Here is a 1,416-nt window from a genome sequence, read left to right as displayed (position 1 = left end):
AGTTGAGTCCCTGATAGTGGTGTAACCCTCCCCGGTCGCCAACACCGTCCCCTTCACGGACGCGGTCACCGTGGGAGCCTTCGAGTGAACCTTCCACAGCACTCTTGAAAGGACATCACCACGATGACCGCTCCACACATTGTCGACCCTGAACGCCTTCTGCGCGAAGCTCTCGGGGAGGCCTCTCCCGATCTGTTACGCCACCTGCTGCAGACCGTGATCAACGCCCTGCTCTCCGCCGACGCGGACGCGGTCTGCGGCGCCGAGTACGGCCAGGCCTCCCAGAGCCGTACCGCACAACGCAACGGCTACCGGCACCGACCCCTGGACACCCGCGCCGGCACGATCGATGTGGCCATCCCCAAACTCCGGGCCGGCACGTACTTCCCCGAATGGCTCCTCGAGCGCCGCAAACGTGCCGAGTCCGCGTTGATCACCGTGGTCGCTGACTGCTACCTGGCCGGCGTCTCGACCCGGCGCATGGACAAGCTCGTACGTCAGCTCGGCATCGACTCCCTCTCGAAATCCCAGGTCAGCCGGATGGCCCAAGAGCTCGACGAGCACATCGAGGCTTTCCGTCACAGGCCTCTGGGCGAGGCCGGCCCGTTCGTGTTCCTCGCCGCCGACGCCCTGACCATGAAGGTGCGTGAGGGCGGTCGGGTGATCAACGCGGTGGCCATGGTCGCCACCGGGGTCAACGCCGACGGGCGCCGTGAGGTCCTCGGGCTGAGGGTGGCCACCACAGAGTCCGGGGCGGCGTGGAACGAGTTCTTCGCGGATCTGGTGGCCCGTGGCCTGGCCGGGGTGAGACTGGTGACCTCGGACTCCCACCGCGGTCTCGTGGAAGCAGTGGCGGCGAACCTGCCCGGGGCCGTGTGGCAACGGTGCCGCACGCACTACGCGGCGAATCTGATGGCGGTGACCCCGAAGAGCATGTGGCCGGCGGTGAAGGCCATGCTCCACAGCGTGTATGACCAGCCCGACGGGCCGGCGGTGCATGCCCAGTTCGAGCGCCTGTTGGACTACGTGACCGATCGGCTGCCCGCGGTGGCTGGGCACCTCGATGCAGCACGAGAGGACATCCTCGCGTTCACCTCGTTCCCGAGGGACGTGTGGTCCCAGATCTGGTCGAACAACCCCGCCGAGCGGCTGAACCGGGAGATCCGGCGACGCACGGACGCGGTAGGGATCTTCCCGAACCGAGACGCCGTGATCCGGCTCGTAGGGGCCGTGCTGGCCGAACAGACCGATGAATGGGCCGAAGGCCGCCGCTATCTCGGACTCGAGTTGTTGGCCCGCTGCTCTAACCAGGACCCGGACACCCCCTCGACAACCGGAGCGAGCGCGGAGGTGATGCCGACCCTGGCCTGACTCTCATGCCTTGAAGGTCGTTACACCACTTCCAGGGACTTGACC

The 1,416-nt window shown here is 66.9% G+C and carries 1 protein-coding gene; it reads left to right on the top strand.

Annotated elements, in window-relative coordinates; all coding sequences use genetic code 11:
- Positions 1 to 123: 123 nt before the first annotated feature.
- Positions 124 to 1,371 (top strand): IS256 family transposase, encoded by a 1,248-nt coding sequence (locus tag D8M29_RS12310; RefSeq protein WP_102708838.1) that lies wholly within the window; start codon positions 124 to 126, stop codon positions 1,369 to 1,371.
- The last annotated feature ends 45 nt before the right edge of the window (positions 1,372 to 1,416 follow it).

The sequence above is a fragment of the Micrococcus sp. HSID17227 genome, assembly GCF_003989405.1.
Classification (GTDB): Bacteria; Actinomycetota; Actinomycetes; order Actinomycetales; family Micrococcaceae; genus Micrococcus; species Micrococcus luteus.
Note: the sequence above shows the minus strand (reverse complement) of the source record. Positions and strands in the feature narration are given on the sequence as shown.

What these genes read in the sequence shown, in the direction of transcription:
- D8M29_RS12310 (WP_102708838.1), top strand. Translation starts at nt 124, where the DNA reads ATGACCGCTCCACACATTGTCGACCCTGAACGCCTTCTGCGCGAAGCT.